The sequence below is a fragment of the Thermogemmatispora argillosa genome (genome assembly GCF_059696725.1).
Window position 1 is genome coordinate 5152733 of sequence record NZ_AP019377.1, and the last position, 18428, is coordinate 5171160.

12 protein-coding genes are annotated in these 18428 nt (G+C 60.2%); 5 read left to right on the forward strand and 7 right to left on the reverse strand.

All coding sequences use genetic code 11. The annotated features are described in order from the left end of the window. The first annotated feature begins 240 nt into the window (after positions 1-240). From AC6H1L_RS20115 to AC6H1L_RS20130, 4 genes are all read left to right on the forward strand, one after another. Positions 241-4770: a DUF6788 family protein gene (locus tag AC6H1L_RS20115; RefSeq protein WP_497599235.1), complete on the forward strand. Its 4530-nt coding sequence runs from the start codon at positions 241-243 to the stop codon at positions 4768-4770. Positions 4771-5040: 270 nt separating this feature from the next. Next, on the forward strand, positions 5041-5763 hold the full coding sequence (locus tag AC6H1L_RS20120; protein ID WP_497599236.1) for an O-methyltransferase: 723 nt from the start codon (positions 5041-5043) through the stop codon (positions 5761-5763). Further along, positions 5760-6992, forward strand: coding sequence for an NAD(P)/FAD-dependent oxidoreductase (locus AC6H1L_RS20125; RefSeq protein ID WP_497599237.1), 1233 nt, complete (start codon positions 5760-5762; stop codon positions 6990-6992). Before AC6H1L_RS20120 ends, AC6H1L_RS20125 begins: the two co-directional genes overlap by 4 nt. A gap of 18 nt (positions 6993-7010) precedes the next feature. Next, positions 7011-7790, forward strand: coding sequence for a PHP domain-containing protein (locus tag AC6H1L_RS20130; RefSeq protein WP_497599238.1), 780 nt, complete (start codon positions 7011-7013; stop codon positions 7788-7790). Between the two features lie 187 nt (positions 7791-7977). On the opposite strand, the gene AC6H1L_RS20135 is transcribed toward AC6H1L_RS20130, so the two are convergent. From AC6H1L_RS20135 to AC6H1L_RS20165, 7 genes are all read right to left on the reverse strand, one after another. Further along, positions 7978-10662, reverse strand: coding sequence for a TolB family protein (locus AC6H1L_RS20135; RefSeq protein ID WP_497599239.1), 2685 nt, complete (start codon positions 10660-10662; stop codon positions 7978-7980). Further along, complete coding sequence (locus tag AC6H1L_RS20140; RefSeq protein WP_497599240.1) at positions 10659-11249, reverse strand: RNA polymerase sigma factor; 591 nt, start codon at positions 11247-11249, stop codon at positions 10659-10661. Before AC6H1L_RS20140 ends, AC6H1L_RS20135 begins: the two co-directional genes overlap by 4 nt. 122 nt (positions 11250-11371) lie before the next feature. Further along, the gene (locus tag AC6H1L_RS20145; RefSeq protein WP_497599241.1) at positions 11372-11953 is read right to left on the reverse strand and encodes a cob(I)yrinic acid a,c-diamide adenosyltransferase; all 582 of its coding nucleotides are present in this window, start codon (positions 11951-11953) and stop codon (positions 11372-11374) included. Positions 11954-12143: 190 nt separating this feature from the next. Continuing rightward, complete coding sequence (locus AC6H1L_RS20150) at positions 12144-13013, reverse strand: hypothetical protein (RefSeq protein ID WP_497599242.1); 870 nt, start codon at positions 13011-13013, stop codon at positions 12144-12146. Between the two features lie 604 nt (positions 13014-13617). Then, the gene (locus tag AC6H1L_RS20155) at positions 13618-13785 is read right to left on the reverse strand and encodes a hypothetical protein (RefSeq protein WP_497599243.1); all 168 of its coding nucleotides are present in this window, start codon (positions 13783-13785) and stop codon (positions 13618-13620) included. A gap of 250 nt (positions 13786-14035) precedes the next feature. Continuing rightward, entirely contained in the window at positions 14036-14677 is a 642-nt protein-coding gene (locus tag AC6H1L_RS20160; RefSeq protein ID WP_497599244.1) for a Chromate resistance protein ChrB, read from the reverse strand. A 1032-nt stretch (positions 14678-15709) separates the two neighbouring features. Beyond that, a complete protein-coding gene (locus AC6H1L_RS20165; RefSeq protein WP_497599245.1) occupies positions 15710-16546 on the reverse strand; it encodes a heme NO-binding domain-containing protein in 837 nt (278 codons plus the stop codon). Between the two features lie 898 nt (positions 16547-17444). Between AC6H1L_RS20165 and AC6H1L_RS20170 the strand changes: the two genes are divergently transcribed. Continuing rightward, a complete protein-coding gene (locus AC6H1L_RS20170; protein WP_497599246.1) occupies positions 17445-18368 on the forward strand; it encodes a prenyltransferase in 924 nt (307 codons plus the stop codon). Positions 18369-18428 lie beyond the last annotated feature (60 nt).

Sequence of the window (18428 nt, forward strand, 5' to 3'; positions counted from 1 at the left end):
ATACTGATGAGGGCAGTCGGCGTCTTATAATGAACTCGTATATATTTCCTAATGACGGGATAGCTCACGCTGCGATGTCCGAGGCATTAGTAGAACTGGCCATAGGCATGGATCTTCACGCTCTTCAAGTTGGTGGTCACTACTACCACGCTTCTGCTAGCGCTTCTTGTAGTGCGGCAAGGATAGAGAGTCGATGCAACTAACCTCGACCAATGGCCCGGGCCAGAGGGAAAGGACTCAATGGAGAGTAAGGTGACCTATCGCCAGCAGTACACGCGCTGCGGCAAGCAGCGCTGCCGGAAATGCCGTGAGGGCGCTGGACATGGCCCTTACTGGTACGCCTACTGGAGCGAGAACGGGCGGACCGTTAGCAAGTACATTGGGGCACAGTTACCAGCGGAGGTAGAGCAGGCAGGTCAACGGCTGTCGGCGGTCTCGGTCTCTGCGCGACGCGCGCCAGCTTCGGCGGGCGGTCGTGCTGTCCCTACCGGCGAGCGCGAGCGGCGCAGTGGACGGAGCGAGACCAGCAGGCCACTGCTGCGCATTTACGTCCTGGGTCAATTTCGCGTAGAGCGGCGCAGCGGCAGCGGCTGGGTTGAAGACGATGGGCGGCGCTGGCAGCGGCGACGGGCCCGCGCTCTGCTGGGGTGCCTGTTGTGCCATCCTCTGCGGCGGATGGGACGAGAGCAGGTCATGGAAGCACTCTGGCCAGATCCCGATCTCGACAGCGAAACGGCGGCCAATCGCCTCAATGGGGCTGTCCATGAGCTGCGTCTTCTCCTGGAGCCGGAGATCCGGCGCCCGGCCTCTTCGACGCTGCTGCGCCTCCAGCATGAAGTACTGGAACTAGCCGATAGTAGCGTCATCTGGGTCGACGCCGACGAATTTGAGCACAAAATCAAACTGGCTGAGCAGTCCACTGATCCGCTGCAGGTTGAGCGCCTGCTAGAGGAAGCGACGGCCCTCTATCGTGGCGATTTCCTGGTCGAGGAGCTGTATTCGGAATGGGCTCAGCCTCGCCGTGAGGCGCTGCGCCGTCGCTGGATGGGGGCTTTGCTCCAACTGGCTGAGTTACGTGCCAAACGCGGGGCATTGTCCAGCGCGATTGAGCCGCTCGATCGGCTGCTGATGAGCGATCCAACTCACGAGACGGCCGTACGTCAATTGATGATGGTCCTGATGGGTCTGGATCGCCGTGTAGAGGCCTTGCAGGCCTATCAGCGTCTGACTGAGGTGCTGGAGCGCGAGTATGGCAGCGAACCGCTGCCAGAGACCCGGCGCCTGTACGAGGCACTGCGCAACGGCGAGCTGATGCCGGCTACCTCTGCGGCCTTCCTGACAACGCTCGCCGCACCCGGGGCGGCTCCTGCCTCGGCGCGTTCGGCTCCCTCTGTCGCTCTTCAGACCAGCACCGACGCTGATAAAGGCTCGTCGCCGGCGACCACTCGCCCGGCTGGGGAGGGCCTGGCAACACGAGCCGTGGCGAATCCACACTTCCCTTCGGGGCGCCGCAAGCGGACGCCCTTGATCGGGCGCGAGCGTGAGTTAGCGGTGATGCGACAACTGCTCTCTCATTGGCACCCTGCCAAATCCACAGAGAAGGCTGATGAGCAGGCAAGTGCCGTTGCAGCGGCGGCAACGGCTCAGCCGCTGTCGCCATCACCGTTGTCGCTCTCGCCATCTCACTTCGTGCTCTTGACTGGAGAGGCGGGCATCGGTAAAACGCGACTCGCCGAGGAGTTGAGCGATGAAGCCGGGCACCAGGGTTGGCAGGTTGTCTGGAGCCGTTCCTATGAGCAGGAAGGGGCTATTCCTTATTGCCCCTGGGTCGAGCTGCTGCGCACCCTCTTGCAGAGTCGGCTCGCTGACCGCACGCTCTCAACGGCTCAGGTGCTGACAGAACTGGGCCTTTCTAGTTCTCATTTGCAGCGTCTCTGTACCTTGTTGCCAGAACTCTATGAGCTGCTGCAGCCGTCGGTGGCTCCCCTGGCCATGCCGGTCGAGCAGGAGCGGCTCCATCTCTGGGAAGCCACGCTGAGTCTGCTCACGGCCCTCAGTCGGCGGGCTCCACTCTTGCTGGTGCTTGATGACCTCCACTGGGCCGATGAAAGCAGTCTTGAGCTGCTCAGCTATCTGGCACGCCACCTGCGCGAGCAGCCGATTCTGCTCTTGGGAACCTGCCGCGATATGGAGCTGCTCCCTAGCCATGCGCTGCGCACGCTCATCAACGATCTCCAGCGTGAGCAGGTCCTCTTGACGCTGGCGATCCAGCCGCTGTCAGCGGCTCAGATCGCGCAGCTTGTGTCCCATTTGCCTGCCCGTCTTGTACACAGTATTCAGACGCAGGCCGATGGTAATCCCTTCTTTGCCGAAGAGCTGGCGCGCTACCTGGAGCGCGAAGCCAGCGAGGGGGGCCCGGCTTCGACTGGACCGACGGTAGCAGGAGAGGGCCGGCTTGCGTTGCCCGCCACGATTGCCGCTGTACTTGACCGGCGCCTCAGCAAACTCAGCGTGGCCTGCCAGATGCTCCTGAGCAAGGCGGCGGTCTTTGGGGCTCCCTTCGAATTCAACCATCTGCTCTTTATGGACAGTGGCCAGCTTCCTCACCCGAGAGAAGAGCAAGTCCTTGATCTGCTGGAGGAGGCCCTGCGCGCAGGCCTGCTCATTGAAGAAGAGAACGGCAGGCAGGTCAGTTACCACTTCTGGCACCCGCTCATTGAAAGCCACCTCTATCAGAGTCTCTCGGTGGCGCGCCGCATCCAGCTCCATCGTCGGGCGGCTGATGCCCTGCTGACGCTCAATCCCCAGCGCGAGGAAGAGGTAGCGGCGGCTGTCACCTATCATTTGATTCGGGGGGCCAGCGATGGCCAGCGCATTGCTCGCTACGCGGAGCGGGCCGCGAATCGCGCGTACCGGCTTGCCGCCTATGGCGAGGCCCAATACTATTATCGCCTGGCTCTGCTGGCCCTGGCCGGGGCTCCGCCTCCGCCTCCCCTGGAGCGCCAGGCCGTGGTGAGCGCCGACTATTTGCCGCCCGAGGCCGATGCCGAGCCGGCTCCCTCGCTTGACCAGCTTCTGCCAAGCGCCGGTGAGGAGGAGCTCCTGCACTTTGCGCGCCTTCTGGAGCATGTCTGCGAGTGCTGCATGATGCAGGGGAACTACAGCGAGGCGCGTCGCCTCTATGCGCGCGTTCTCGCCCTGCGCCAGCGCTCCTTGCAGGTCTGGGAGCGTCAGCAGCAGGCAATGCCGGACAGCGACCAACTGCAGAAGCGGCGGCAACGTGAGGCCCAGATCCAGGCGATCATCTGGCGCGAAATGAGCCTGGCCTGGCTCAGAACCGGCGATTTTGCTCAGGCCCGCCTCTGCCTCGAAGAGGGGAAGCGGGCTTTGCGCGAGGCCGATGCTCTGGAGAGTCCTGCCAGCGCCTGCTTGCTCTTACAGGAAGGCAATCTATCGGCGCTGGAGGGGAACTATGATGAGGCGCGGCGCCAGGTTGAGCAAATGCTGACCATGCTGGAGAAGGCGATAGGCAGTGAGCCGACACCGCTGGCCACCAGGCAGGAGCTACCGACGCTGAGCGAACGTGCGATTGCTGGTGATCCGCTGGAGCTGGGCCATGCCCACGAGACCCTCGGAGTGATTGCCGCGCGGCTGGGTCATCCTGGCGAGGCTTTGCAGCACTTACATACAGCCCTCACTATCTATGAGCAACATGAGTGCCTGATGGCTATGGCGCAGATCTGCGGCAACCTGGGCGCAGCTCATGCGCTGGTGGCCGACCATCAGGCGGCGCGGGCCTACATGCGCCGGGCCTTGGAGTTGACAGAGCGCACCGGTGATCTCCCTAATATGGCCTTTGTCACGGGCAATCTGGGCGAGTTGGCGCGGCGCTGTGGAGATCTGCGCGAAGCTGAAGCCTGCTTTCGGCGCAGTCTGGCCCTCGCCGAGCGGACGCAGGAGCGCGAGCACATGGCCTGGTGTAATATTGCGCTAGCTGAGACGCTGCAAAGCGCTGGCAAGCTCGATGAGGCCTTGCGGTGCCTCCAGCGCTCCTTACTGACTGGACGGGCCATCGGTCACGCTCGCACGGTGGCTCACGCCCGCATTGTGCTGGCCGAGATACGCCTAGCCCAGGCTAGCGCCACCTGCCTGTCTTACTTGCGACAACAACCGCTTCCTTCTGTTGATGGTGACGATCACCGGCTTCTTCAGAACAACTGTCGCGAGAGTTGTCCTTATCGGCGCTTGCTCCTACGAGGACAACGAGCTTTAGAGCGGGCGCTACGCTATGAGGGGCTAGATGCTGAGGTCGCGCTAGAGGGGCGCTATCTGCAAGCCAGCGTTGCTTTTTTACTCAATCGCTTAGAGGCCGCCAGACAGGTGACCTTGGATCTGCTCGCTATTGCCGATCGTCAGGAGAATCGTCTGACACTGGGCCATGCGCATCGGCTGCTGGCGCGCATCCTGGCGGTGCAAGGAGAGGCAGCGGCGGCGGCCGCGCACTTTGAGCAGGCAGCGCGGATCTTTGAAGCGAGCGAGCTAACCCTTGATTATGCGCGTACTCTCCATAGCTATGGCGCCTATCTGGCTCTCCTCGGCGCAGAGCGAAACAGGGGTGAGCAGCTTGCACGGGCCTTTTCCTACCTGAGAGAGGCGCAGGTCCTCTTTGAACGCGCCCAGGCTGCCATTGACCTCCAGTGGGTCGAAACCCTCCTTGCCTCCTGGCCTGCGCGGCCATTGCTCTCGGCCGCCCTAAAAGCCATGCCGTGAGCGCGCCGTTGTAGCTTGTCTCTGTGGCGGGCCTCTACTCTGGGGCCAGCGCGCCAGGTTGACACTGCCTGACGAGCGGCCATACAATGAGAGTGCAGATCAGAAGTGAAGGCGTCGACAGGGGGAGGAGGTTTCCCCTGTACTCTGTGGCTAGCCGCCTGCGGCCCGATACTGCCTTTCAAGAGTCAGGCGCTATCGTAGTGGGCGTGGTCAGCGCGCTGACTCGGCCGTCGGCGGCAGACCATGCCCCAGGTAAAGGAGCCGATCGACTTGAGCGACGTTCGTGAGCAAAGGCCAACCGCTGAGGAAGAGCTGCTGACCTTACGACAACTGGTGCAGGTCCAGCGTGAGCTTGAGGAGCAAATCAATCGGGTCTTTGCCCCGGAGGACGAGGCGCTGCGCTATGCCCTGCAGGCCAGCGCGGAGGCCGGTCTACCGCACATCAATATTTCTCCTATTGAGGGCAAGCTCCTGCAGTTTCTGGCTCTGGCCTGCCGGGCGCGTACCATCCTTGAGATTGGCACCCTGGGAGGTTATAGTGGCCTCTGGCTAGCGCGGGCCCTGCCGGCGGATGGGCGCCTGATCACGCTGGAGCTGAACCCTCACCATGCCAGCGTCGCCCGCCGCGTTTTTGAGCATGCTGGAGTGAGCGATCGCGTCGAGATTCGCCTTGGGCGGGCCTTAGAGCTATTGCCCGCGCTTGTCAGCGAAGGTGCAGGACCATTTGACCTGATCTTTATCGATGCCGACAAGGCCCCCTATCCACGCTACCTCGACTGGGCCTTGCAGCTCAGCCGTCCCGGGAGCATCATTGTCGCCGACAACTGCCTGCGCGATGGGCGTTTCTTTCGCGAGCCGCTGGATGAGGTCAGCGCGGGCATCTTTGAATATTGCCAGCGCATAACGACTGATCCACGCCTCTTCTCGCTGGCTCTCAATATTGACTCTGGCTATCGCGATGGGCTGACGGTGACATTGGTGCGCGAGGTATGAGCGCAGGAGCAAGCAGCCACCAGGGCACAGCGGCCATTACCATTATCGGTGGCGGCATCATGGCTGCCACCCTGGCCTATCAGCTCGCCCGACGCGGCATACGCGAGGTAGTCGTGCTGGAGCGCGAGACGATAGCCTCTGGCTCGATTGGACGCGCTACAGGGGGACTGCGTCAGCAGTTCGCCGACGAGCTAGATATTCTCTTTGCGCGCGAGGGCCTGCGCTTCTATCAGCAGTTTATTGCGGAGATGCAAGCCGAGACAGCGCGCGCTGCTCCACCGCCTCCCCCTTTCTATCAGCATGGCTACCTGTTCCTGGTGAGCGATGATGAGCGTTGGCGGGCCATGCAGGGCTACGTCGCACTACAGCGGCGGCTCGGCGTCCCCACTGAACTGCTGACGCCGCAAGAGGTGGCTGCGCGCTGGCCGGAGCTGCGGCTGGTTACAGCGGATCTCTACGGGGCCAGTTTCTGCCCCACCGATGGCTACACTGATCCAGCGGCAATGACACGCGCCCTCCTGGGGGCGGCGCGTCGACTGGGCGTCAGCGTCTACGAACAGAGTCCTGTTGTGGCCATTGAAGTGGTCCAGAGACGGGTACAGGCCGTACAGACCCCGCAGGGAAGATTGGTCACACCGCTGGTAGTCAACGCCACCGGAGCCTACGCGGCCCTGACGGCGCGCCTGGTAGGGATCAACGATCTCCCGGTCTATCCGCTGCGACGTCAGCTCTACCTTTGCGAGGCGGTTGCTGGACTCCCGCAGGCACTACCGATGGTAGTAGACCAGGCGACAGGCTTTCATTTTCGCTGGCGCGATGATGGGCTTCTGCTGGGCCTGCCGCACCGCCCCTCTCCCGAAGAGGAGGCGGCCAGCCAGGCACTGGCGCCGGAGGCCTTTGATCTGAGGCTTGACCCAGCCGTCTGGTCCCAGATCGAGCGCGTCATTGAACGCCGCGTGCCCGTGCTTGCCGGCCTGCGCCTGCGACGCGCCTGGGCTGGTCTCTATGAAATGACGCCGGACGAGCATCCCGTATTGGGTCCTACCGAGGTGGAGGGTTTCCTCTGTGCCTGCGGCTTCTCCGGGCATGGCTTCATGCACGCTCCGCTAGCGGCGCAGCTTCTGATCGACTACCTAACCACTGGCAAGAGCAGCGCGCTAGATATTGCTCTGTTCAGTCTGCGGCGCTTTCGAGAGGGCCGCCTGCTATCTGCAACGCGGCTGCTCTAGATAGATAAAGGAGAGGCGATGACGATCGATACCGACTTTCATAGCCATGTGTCCCGTAGTTCGGCCAGAGCGATGGTGAGTGAGGCAAAGGAACAAGGCTTGCGCGTGTTAGGTCTCTCTGAGCATGTGTTTCAGATGCGCGAGGTGCGTCCGCTGCTTGCTCATATGCCGCTAGAAGGGCCGGAGATGGCCCTTGTGGACTATATTGAGGCAGTGCACGAGGCGGGGCAGGCCCTGCAGTTCGATGTCCGTCTGGGTTTGGAGGTCGATTTTATTCCGGGCAAAGTTGAAGCGGTGCGTGAATTGCTGCAGGGCTATCCCTGGGATTTTCTCATTGGCTCGGTGCATGAGATTGATGGCAAGCTGCTTGAGAACGAAGAAGGCTGGGGCGAAGCGGCGGAGGCAGAGCAGGCCTGGCATCGCTATATGGAGCTGTTACGCCAGGCTGTGCGCTCGGGCTTCTTCAGCGTGGTCAGCCATCCTGTGAGATTGTTTGTGGAGAATCCCCATCTGCCGGCTACGATCGATGAGGAGCTAGAGCAGCTTGCCGCTGAAGCCGCTCGCTGCGATGTAGCCCTCGAGGTCAATGGCTTCGACGTGGCCACCTATCCCCACGTTGTGCGCCGTCTCGTACGGGCCTGCGCTCTACAGGGCGCGCCGGTTAGCGTTGGCTCCGATGCTCACTATCCATCGAGCCTGGCCAATAGTCATGAGGCCAGTGAGCGCCTGCTGCGGGAAGCAGGCATCCATCGGGTACGCATCTGGCGCAGCATGGTGGCTGAGGAGTATCGCATCTAACTAAAGCTACGCCTGAGTGAACTGAAGAACAAGGCCATACTGTCATAAGAAGCTAACCTTCTTCCCACTCGCCTGCGAACACGGCAGCCACCTACGGGAGCCGCGGATGAGCTGATCTACATGATCGGCGGCAACTAGATCAGCTCATCCGCGTGGGAGGTTGCAGGGAAAAGGAATGATAGCGCTTTCAGGCTGGCGGATAGCGATTATAGCCGACCAGCCGATTGGTGGTGATCGTTTGAGCTGAGAGCTGCTGACCATTATCCAGGTTATAGGCCAGCAGCGAGGCATGGCCATCGGCGTAGTGAGCCTGCACGACTAGATGATGGCCATAGGGGGCGAGGGCCACATTGCTCTCACAGATCAGCTCAGGGTCGACCGCGGCCGCTTGAGCCTGCGTGCTCCTCTCGGAGCAGAGGGCCCGGGCACCGGGGGCCGCGTCCTGCAGCAGTACTTGATCTTGTGCAGGAGTCAGACCCAGTTTCACTACCTCAAAGCTCCCCTGACTATAGCGCATAATCATGAGTGAGTTATCTGCCGCGTAGCCAATAGGGATGCCCCAGGGGCGCAAGCGATGGCGGTTCCCTCCATCGCTGTCAACGGCATAGATGCCCGGGGCCTCCGAATGATAATTGACATAGTAGATGGTCCGTCCGTCGGGGCTGAGCCAGAAATCAGTACTGGCCCTGGGCACCGGCGGCGTAATCGCCTCTCGATCTTCAACGCCGCTCCCCAATGGCAACCGGAAAAGCGCTTCCTGATTGCTATTGAGGCGCTGCACGAAGTACACGTACGGTGAACTGTAGAAGGCCAGGCGCGCATCGGGCAGCGAAGCCATAACCACTTTGGATTGTGCCTGCTTCACATTGACGCGCAGCAGAGCTGTGGGCGTATTGAGCAGCAGCGTCTGAGAGTCGAGCCAGATGGCATTCCCGCCGCTGCCAGCGATATGGTATTGAAAGCGCGTGAGCGGCGGGGTCGCCCGCAGATCCACGACATAGTAGTCCGTCTGGGCCGTGCTCGGGACATGATAGGCCAGCGAGCTGCCATCAGGGGAGATGCCATCGATCTCCGTCTGCGGGGGCATCGCTGAAAGCAGCGACTGCAAATGACCAGTGGCATAGTTGTAGTTGCTGACGACGATGCGCCCGTTCTGATCACTAGAGACCACCAGCAAGCCATTCCAATCATTGGAGGACGTGAAATCTCCTGGGATCTGCGCCTCCGCAGGCGTAGGCGTTGCCTCGCCACTCACCGGCAACTGGTCCCAGCCAATCAATTGAGGAGCGCCAGCGCGCGTCATCTGGCTGGCTGGCACTGACAGCAGCAGCTTCTGCGCATGCGTTGTCAGGTTAGTGGCCCACAAGCGCAGCGAATGGTCAGGATAGAGAGCCTCGGTCAGCAGGGCCCAGCCATAGGGAGCAAGGGCTAAGCCATCAGGCAGAACACTGCTAGCACCGGGGGCAGCATTAACCACCACAAGCTGATCTTGTTGGGGCGTATCCCCCAGCTTCCTGACCTCAAAGGCTCCGTGGGCTTTCTGCAGGAACAGCAAACGATTATCATCAGCGAAACCGAGCGGAATCCCGTGCCGGTTGAGCGCGCGCCGGTTGCTGCCATCGCTATCGACCATATAGAGCGTAGCCTCCAGACCGCGGCCCACGCTGTAGTAGATCACCGAGCCGGTTGGGCTGAGCAGCCAGGCATTGCGGCTACTGGCTGTAGTAGGAGAAGACTGGCTCTGGTTCCCCACGAGCGGGCGGGAGGCAATAGAACGAAGATCCTCATTCGCCAGATCCAGCCGATAAAGCACCTCCTGGCTGCCTTCCTGGCGGGTGAAGAACAAGAAATCATTGTAGTAGAATGTGAGCGTACTCCCCTGCAAGAGAGGCGATGAGTAGATCGGCTCACTGGTACCGGAGAGATTCACCAGGAAAAGCTGGCTGCCAGCATCGATGAGCAGATGACGGTCATCGGTTGTCCAGACCGCGCTTGGGCGGCTGCAATTGCAGCTAAAGATCGGCTCAGATTGCGAGAGCGTACGGAAGAGGAGGGCTTTCCCTGCTGTCTGGTGATACAGGAGATCGCGCCCGCTATGGGCGATCCCGTCGACAGCAGAAGTCGCATCGCAGCAAGCAGTAGTCAGGAGACGCTTTTGCCCACTGAAGGGATCATAATTATAAAGCGGGTAGCGACCGGCGCTGTCGGGAACGGGATCGACCATCATGAAGGCCTTCCAGGCCAGGCCTTGATAGGTGGCCCTGAGAGAGACAGCCGTCGGAGAAGAGGAAGCGGGCGTTTGAGAGGCAGAGTGGCGCAGCAGAAGATACCCAAAGCTACCCGTCGCCAAGAGCACCACGAGGATGACCGCTACCAGGGCCAGGGTTTCCAACAGCGAAGAGCGCCGCGAGGGCTGGGCAAAAGGGGGATGTTGAGAAGGCAGCTCGGGAAGCCGACTAAGCACTGCGAAAGGCAGCCGGCGGTGATGATTCCCTCCGGCATGGTCAGCCTGATCAGCCGCTGCCAGAGCTTCGTTGGTAGCCTGAGCCTGACCGGAACGAATGATCTGCAAGATCAGCTCCTGAGTAGAAGGCGTACGACGCTCGGCCTCCTCCAAGAACTGGCGCAGCAGTCGGCGCTGCTGGTCACGCTCATGGCGGGCCTGGTCTACCAAGGTAGCACAGACCTGGCATTCAGACAGGTGGCGCCGCAGACGGCCAAGCAGCTCAAACTCATCGCGCGAAGCAGAGGACGGCCGTGGCCCGTCCTCACCGCTGGTCGGTGTCATTGGCGCATCAAGCTCATCGAGTAGACGCAGACAGTGGATGCTGAGAGGACATGATGGTGAATCAGGTCGCTCTTTTCGCTTCATGACTGGCCTCCTCGATCAAGCCGCTTGTAGACCTGTTGAAATGCCTGACGTGAGCGGGCCAGGCGGCTGCGCACGGCTGACAGCGAATCCTGCATGATCTCAGCGATCTCTCGATAGGAGAAACCCTCAGCATCTAAAAGCAGGCAGGCTGCGGAAGCTGGAGGGAGCTGAGCCAGCACACGGGCCACAAGGTCCCGCTCCATGACCTGCTCTTCGAACCGCTCGTCGCTGACAAGAGCCTCCTCGGGAGGGGTCTCTGAGAGATCGTCACCCTGGTTGGTTGAGCTGGTGAAGGGAACCCAGGTGATGCGACGGCGACGGCGCCACTCACTACGCAGCTGGTTCAAGGCAATGCGATAGATCCAGGGAGCAAACTGCAGCTCCTCCCCCTTCATCCGTGGCAAAGCGCGAAAAGCTGCCAGGAAAGTTTCCTGGCAGAGATCCTGGGTTAATTGCACATCGTGTGTGAGACTATAGAGCATGCGCCTGATGCGCGGCTCATAATAGAGCACGAGAGCCTCGAAGGCTGCTGTTGAGCCGTGGCACGCCTCGATCGTCAGCCGAGACTCGTCTTCCAGAGTCTTCATACGCCCCATCACCAGGTGAAAGGAAAATTGGGTCCCTCACAGGGGATAATGCACGGGCCGGTCGTTTTGTTGCAGCCGAGTAAACCTGGCCAGAAAAAAGAGCGTCGACGGGCGAGAGCGGCCTACTCGGCTGAGGGCGAGTCAGGAGCCTGGCGCGGTTCTGTTCCGGGCAAGGTTGCCAGCGAGGAACGCACCTCAACATAGCGCGCGAGGATAAAAACCACATCGGACAGGCGATTCAAATAGCGGATCACTTCGCCGTTGTGGATCACACCATCGTGGAGCAATTTCACCGCCAGGCGCTCAGCGCGGCGGATCACCGTGCGAGCAAAATCGAGCGCAGCCCCATCGGGGGTATCGCCGGGGATAATAAACCGGTTAGGAATCTCCACCTCGCGCTTCAGTTGCTCGGCCTCGGCCTCCAGGCGCTGCACGTGCTCGGCAGTGATGCGCAGCCCAATTTTCTCATAGTTTTCAGGGGGCGTGGCCAGCTCACCCATTAACAGATAGAGATCCTGCTGAAGGCGATAGATAAGATCCTTGACCCGTTGATCACGGGCCACAGCGCGCGCCAGGCCTAGCGCCGACGTTGCTTCATCAACCGTACCGAAGGTCTCGGGGCGCGGATCATACTTTGGAACACGCTGTTCCCCGAGCAAGCCGGTATAGCCGGTATCGCCACCGTGGGTTGTCACTTTGGCCATTGCTTGCCACTCTCCTCTCTTGCTTGTCTGCTCGCGTGCTCTCGCTGGCGGCGCAGCGCCGCAGGGCGACCAGCCAGCACGGCGAGCGTGCTCTGTCTGTACCGTAACGGGAGCTGAGGCTCAGTATCGCGCTCTTCGTGGCCTGAGCAGGCCTGGACTGCCTTCTGCTCCTCACTAACTATAGCACAGATCACTGTTCCTCGGTACGACCACGGTAGCGATAGGCACGGCTCACGCGGCGCCAATCCAGCTCACGCCCGCGTACGGGACGTTCCTCGTCCAACGGCTCCAGCGTATTGGTAGCCAGAAAGCGGCGGCGCAGATTAGAGAGATCGATTTGTTCATCGGGGGGGAAAAAAGCGCGGTAGAGCAGCGTGGCCTCAGCCAGGGTCAGGGTGCCGTCCCCGCTCGGTGGCTCACGGAGAGCGCGCAGGGGACGTGTCTCCTTACTCAGGGTGGTATGGGTCTCCTGGCGCCACCACTCGATGCTATCACGACGAGGGGTAGCCATATCGGCCAGATAGCGCAACACCAGTTCGGGGTTCCGTTGAATCTCGGAGCGCAGGGTATTCAGCGCCATCTCTAAGACGGGGCGGGCCTCGGGATCAAGCTGGCGTTGACCAGACTCGACCTCGGCCACTGGGGTCCACTGAACGCGCAGGCTGGGAACCGGGTGCCGGTGCAAATTAGGGCGCAGCTCATCACGGTTGGCTCGCAGGAGCACGCTGTGGATCAACGAGACAGCGGCCCCCTGCTCGGCGCTCCCCCATACATAGACCTGCTGCTCTACCCAGCCTGCTTTTAGCTGCAATAGGGAGGCATCATCGGGCCAGAGCAGCACGGCCTGTAGCGTGCGGAGCACCGCCTCAGTCACAGTCTCATTGCTGAGAACAAGGCGCATAGGCGGCCCCCACGGCCCTTCACGCAGCAGCACCCAAAGCGTCCAATCGCGAATAGCAAAGATCACCACACCAGCAGTGACCATTAAACGGCGGGGGCTATTGTCGCGTACGGGCCGCGCAGGGATCGAGGAATTTGACCCTGAGAGCGGTGTATTCACGCTTCTTCTTGTGTCCCCCTGTCCGTGGCAAGCTTTGACCCGGCCATATGTAGCTGATTCTACCCGCTCTTGTCGACGGACGCAAGCCTGCGCTGGCCCGGCTGCCGTGCTCTCTTCCGGCCTGTGCTCTTGGATGCCGCCTTTGAATCCAACGGCTGTTAGCTTGTCTCGTGGTCTCTGGCCCTCGCCGGGAGGATGCCGGAACGCTGAAGCGAGAGGTAGCCAGGGGTTGCGTCCTCGTGCTTCGTGTGGGCAAGGAAATACCCACTATCTGGTGACCTCTGCCTGACGTGGAGAAGTGATAAGGAAGGGAGGAAAGGCCAGGGTGAACGTCTGAATAGAGTAATCCCGTTCAAGATGCGTAGGGCAACTTCCACCAGCTCGCCTTTTGCACGCTCGAAGAATGCTTTCTGCCGCAGGCACATTGATTGTGAACGGAGGCGCTTCCGCTCCCTTGTCTTCGCGAGGGGGGCGGCATCTGGCTGAACGGTGGAAGAAGCGGCCTGGTTAAGCGAGCAGGCTCGGGACCGGAAGCCGGTCCTACGTGGCCTGCTCTGCCAGAGGCGAAGCGCTGCTGATATCCTGAACCCCTTGCTTGCTTACTTCACTTCAGCAACAGGAGCCGCAGCAGCTGATAAGTGCCCAGCGCCGATGCCGCGCTAGCAAGCAAGCCCAGCAGCAGGCGATAGCGGTGCAAAGTCTCGCGCAGCGCCAGAGCTTCAGCCCTTGCGTCACCTGTTGTCCGTGTGCGCCGTAGAGATTGGTGCTGCATAACCTCTCCTCCCGCCGCAAGCGGCGAGTGCGATAATCAGAGGAGCATCGGAGCCAGTTGGTTGCTCTCGCTCTCCTCGCTCTACTGTAGATACGGATAAGGGCAAGCCAGAGTTAGAAGCACTAAACCTTTGGGCTGAAAGGGTTGGGCCGCAAGGAAAGACCAACCCTACTGAACAGGCCTTTACTGCCATCTACGCGCAAAAGTCTGGCTGGCCGGCTGGCTAACGAACCAGCGTCCTGCCTCCTGCCTACAACTGACCGGCAACCGTCGAGGGATCAGCCAGTGGCTGATCGGTCTCCGCCGTCCCTGGCGAGAACTCTCCATAGAGAACTAACAGACGGCGGGCGCGAGCATAATCCCGTTCGACCAAGACGCGGAAGATCTGTTCGCAGCTAGCCAGCAGTTCCGCTGCTGTGGCCCGCTTGGCGGCGGTCAATGAACCGAGCAGATCATGACGCCGCGCAGCGCGAAAAAGCCCGTGCAGCTTTTCAAGGCAGTCTCCCAGTTTGGCCTGTGCCTCTTCACTGTGGTCCTCGGCCTCAACCAGAGAGGCCGCAAGGGCCAAGAAGCGCTCGCCCAGTTGGATGACCTGATCATACTCGCGATGACGTGCCTCTAACAATGTCTGCAGCATCCGCTGCTCATCGGCAGGGTCCAGGGCGGTGAGAGCAAAAAGGCAGGCTTCTCCCCCCATCTCGCGTATTTCCTGCGCAAGCTGGCGAAAATGCCTTTCGACCTCCTCAGTGAAAGGCAGAACATAGACCGAGTGCTGAAGAGGGTAGGCTCCGAGATGTTGCAGGCGGCGCCAAACCCAAACCCGTTTTTGTGACGGCTCGCTTGGAACTTTATACGTCAGTTGCAACCAGCGCATACCATTGCGCTCAGACATAGGCTATCCCCCCGGAGGAAATGCCAGTAACATATGTTACTGGCACCAGGTATCTTACTCGAAGAGAGGGGAGGAAGTCAAGCACAATAAGAGAAGGAGAGCATACCAGACAACGAAGCGCCCAAGGCCCGGCTTGTTAGCGCCGAAACCTGAAATGACCGCTCGCTGAGGGACATTCTATACGCTGCCTGGAAGCGACGGAGCGAGTGACCAGCCCGGGCTGACCGTGCTAACGTGGAAAGCCTCAATACTTTCCCAGGCAAAAGGTTTCAATAGCAGCGCCAGGAAAGCCTATAACGCGGGCTATGGTCGGATGAGATCCCTGGGCTGAGGTATGAGGTAGAGCAACCCCGAAGGCTGTGAAAAATGCCAGCCTGTCTGCCTGTCCACCTGTTTGTCGACCGACCAGGCGACCAGGGACCTGATAGTAGGACCCTGGCCGTCTTTCTGTCAGGGCCTGGCGAGCAAGAAGCGAGTTAGCTGGCAGCGTCAGTCAAGTTCAGCCTCCTTCGGCCGGGCTGGGGCCAGCTTCCTCTTTCGCGCTGAGCATGGGAAGGGACTGCGCCAGAGCAATGGAGGCAAGGCCTGCGATTGCACAGGGCAGGCCAAACCAATGGAAAAGCTGGCGAGGACAGAGTGAAACAAGGCGACAAGGCCTTGTCGCCTTTCCAGGCCTCAGCCGGCCATAGCCATGACTTCCCCTGGGATGCCAGCTTACTCGGCCCTTTCTCCTGGCTGTAGCCCGGGAAAGGCCGCCAGGAGTAATCTGGGAAGACAGGGACTCTGATGAGAGTAACATATGTTACTATTCTTATTGACAGGCCACTTGAGAAAAGTGGGAAGAGATTACAACAGATTACAACTAAGAGAGGAGATCTGATCAGCAAGAGTGACCTTCTCTGCTGGGTGGGGCAAACGCGGGCGGGCTGCAGCTAAAGACGGTGGCTGGCCTGGGGCCAGGATTGGAGATGAACTGACCGAGCAGCCAGCCAGCCGTTAGAGGTAGAAGCGAGAGGCCCCGGCGAGACTGACTCACTTTCCCGAAGTAGGGGCCCTCCAGTAGCGGCGGTGGAAGAGCTCACCCCTTTCTTGACTGGCGTTGCTCCTCACCAGCCCGGCGAACTGCAGATGCTCCAGCGCCTCCAGCAAAAGGCGAGGACGTAATTGCTCAGCCTCGACCTGGCGCTGACGCAGCCGCTCAGCAAGCTCAGCCAGGGTGATCCCTTCTTGTTCGGGAAGTGCAAGCAGCACCAAATGGGCCAGGCGTAGACGAGCAAGCCGCTGGTTAGCCTGGGCAGGTGTTTCTACGGGCTGCCCCTTGCCGGGGAAGAACTGCACTTCCAGTCGGCATTCGGGGGCGCCATGCTTCATACAGGCCACCTCTACAATACGAACAGTTTCACCATAGCGTTCAGCGGCCCCCTCAATAGCGCCCCAAAGCAAGGAACAGAGGTGGCGGGGGCTATCGTAGATGAGGAGCAGCTCATGCGGATTGCTAGAAATGCTCTCATAGCGGAAGATCGGAGGAATGATCTGCGGCGAGGCCCGTCGCATCTGAGCATGAGCATCACGCATGGCCAGAAGGAGCGCGCGCCCACTGCGGACCTGGCTCAGCAGATAGGCACAGAAGTGCCCGGTGAGACCATTGAGCAAGAAGTAGCGCCCGTACTCACGGAGAAGCGTGTCTGGACTCAGCTTTGTCAGTTTACTAGCGGCCTCGACGCCGACAAGCCACTGCTCATCCTGGTAGACGCGACTCGCCAGGGCAACACTGTGGCTCTGGATCGCTCTGCGGTAGACCTCTAAGAATCCTTTGCCGAAGCGCTCAGAGAGATACCGCTCCCACGTCACAACGATTAACCCTTGCATATTGCACCTTCCTCCGGACGGATAAAAACCCTTTGGCGCATGCAGCTCAGCTCACTTTGCCTCGGCTCACTTACCGCATGCACGCTCTCCCCAGATAGCTTGTGCCGGAGCACGTCGCTGCCGTTAACTCAGGAAACAGGAGCCGCTCCCAGCCTATCCGGCACTGGCTGCGTCCCCCCGTCTGCTCGCTCTGCTCTCGCGCCAGGCCTCCGGTGAGCCTCTGGGACAGAGCCGCAGGACACTCTGCTCACCCTTCCTCGGGCTTTACTGCCTGCATGCTCCTCTGCTTGCTTCTCAATGAATCCGCCTCGTAAACGACTATCGCGAAACACCAGCATCTTCCAATTTTTTTGAGAGTAGGTTGTCAATTGATAATTTAGGTATTTACCAATTAGCATGGCTCTTAGCGAATATGCCACTTTGCGCTTTGCCGTTCTTGCTACTCCTTTTCTAGGAGGTCAGAGCGTGATCTGCCCCCGTGCAACGTTCCTAGCTCACGGTGATTTCTTGACACAATGTCATTATATATTCCTTTGTTTTTATTAGCAATATAGAAAAGAACATTATACAAGAATATTTAACAATATTTTTATCTCGACTCATTGCTAATCTTGTGTAGCACAGGAAGAAAAATGAGGAAACGGCCTGGCACTGAAAGGCCAGAAGAGGGAGAATAAACCTGGCCACCGGGTTCGCAGCGTGGTAGAGTGTTCTATGAGGTCCGAGGCCTGCCATTGGCAGGGTATCTGGAGAGCGGGCTTAAGCTGTTAGCCCTCTCAGCAAAACGAGCTGACGAAAAGCCGAAAGGACCTGAGCGAGAGAGGACCCCAAAGTAAGAGAGAGACACAAGTAGCGAGCAGTAAGAGAACCTATCTCAAGGAGGTGCAATTCTCCATTTATGCAAAAGCTCCAGACGTGGTTAACACTGACGCGGGCGCGCACCCTGCCCGTCATGGCGGCGCCGGTAGTTCTGGGGGCTGTCCTGGCCTGGCAAGAAGGCTACAGCTTCCAGTGGGGTTTCTTCCTGCTAACCCTGGTGGGAGCGCTGGCGGCCCATCTGGGTGCCAACGTTGTCAACGATGTCTTTGACTTCGCTGCAGGCAGCGATACACAGGCCCGCCAGCTCCAGAACGAAGGCCAGGCTTTGGCCACCGGCTCACAGGCGCTCCTCAGCGGTACCGCCTCCCTGGCCGAATATCGCCGGCTCTGGATAATACTCTTTGCCGTGGCCTTGCTCTGCGGTCTGATCCTCAGTTTCTGGCGCCCCTGGGTAGTGCTGCTGGCCATTGCTGGCTTCTTACTGGCCTTCTTTTACGTCGCACCGCCCTTGCGTCTGGCCTATATTGGGCACGGCCTTGGCGAACTTGATATCTTCCTCTCATTCGGCCTGCTTCCCCTGGTAGGGGCCTACTACGTTCAGACAGGCAGCATCAGCCTCTCTGCTATTCTGGCCGCGCTACCCGTAGGACTCTACACCATGCTCGTCCTCTACTTCCATCACTTCCTACACTGGCGGGCCGATCGTAAGGTGGCCAAAAAGACCCCGGTGGTACTACTTGGCGAAGTCAGGGCGCGCCAACTAGGAGCTATCCTGCTCGGCCTCACGGCCCTGCTGATCGTCCTTGATATCCTTCTGGGCGTCTTCCCCTGGTATGCTATCCTGGCGGCCCTGACCGTCATTCCTGTCTACCTGGTCCTGCGCCGGGCGCAAGGTGAACTCAAGCAGTACCTGGCTCTAATGGCCCAGAACATGAACAGCAACCTGCTCGCCGCGCTCTTGTTAATGCTGGCACTACTCGTACGCGGCTTGACGCATCTTTGAAACAAGAGAGCTAGCGCAGCGCGGCAGTGGCGGCCTGCTTCCTCCCCCTCTAGCCAGCCT